Source organism: Burkholderia sp. KCJ3K979 (assembly GCF_016759955.1).
Classification (GTDB): Bacteria; Pseudomonadota; Gammaproteobacteria; order Burkholderiales; family Burkholderiaceae; genus Burkholderia; species Burkholderia orbicola.
The window spans coordinates 1-673 of the sequence record NZ_JACFYV010000452.1 but is presented as its reverse complement, the minus strand read 5'-3'; the positions used below and the strand labels follow the sequence as shown (position 1 = coordinate 673).

The window sequence follows — 673 nt, the reverse complement described above, 5'->3', positions numbered from 1 at the left end:
CGCGCTGCCGAAGCCGATGTCCGCGAGCCACGCCGCGCCGTCGAGGTCGATGCGCAGCAGCATGTGCGTCTGCGCGGTGACGATCTCGGGCGGCCGCATCCAGCGCACGCGCGCGATCAGCGGCGTCACGCGAAAACCGATCGTCGTGAGCGCGGTGTAGAACAGCTTGTTGAGTTCGAAGCAATAGCCGCCGCGGCGGCGTTCGATCACCTTGTCGACGAGCGCGGGCAGGTCGAGCGCGACGCGCGCGCCGGTCAGCGGATTGAGGTTTTCGAACGGAATCGCCTGCGGGTGCAGCAGATGCAGACGGCGCAGCACGTCGAGCGTCGGCTCGGCCGGGCCGTCGTAGCCGATGCGGGAGAAATAGTGCGAGAGGTCGAACGAGTCAGTCATGAACCGGCACCGATAAGGGAACACGCCACGATAGCATCGCGCGAAATCCCCATGGTGTGCGGGACTATTGTGCGTAGCCGGCGCGCGCGATGCCGGCCGCGCATCGCGCTTGCACCGGCACCGGCACCGGCACCGGCACTACGTTACGGCAGCAGCTTCAGCGCGGACGACGCTACCGGCGGCACCGAAATGCCCTGACTCGTCGCGAACTGTACGGCCTGGCCGAGCGTCGCGGCAAGCGACTGCAACTGGCCCGGCGCGCTTTGCGCGATATACGACG

The 673-nt window shown here is 67.6% G+C and carries 1 protein-coding gene; it reads right to left on the bottom strand.

The genetic code is table 11. The features are described 5' to 3' along the window. Positions 1-393, bottom strand: a 393-nt coding sequence (locus tag H3O04_RS35575) for an arylamine N-acetyltransferase family protein (RefSeq protein WP_202589537.1), incomplete at its 3' end; no start/stop codon positions are given. Positions 394-673 lie beyond the last annotated feature (280 nt).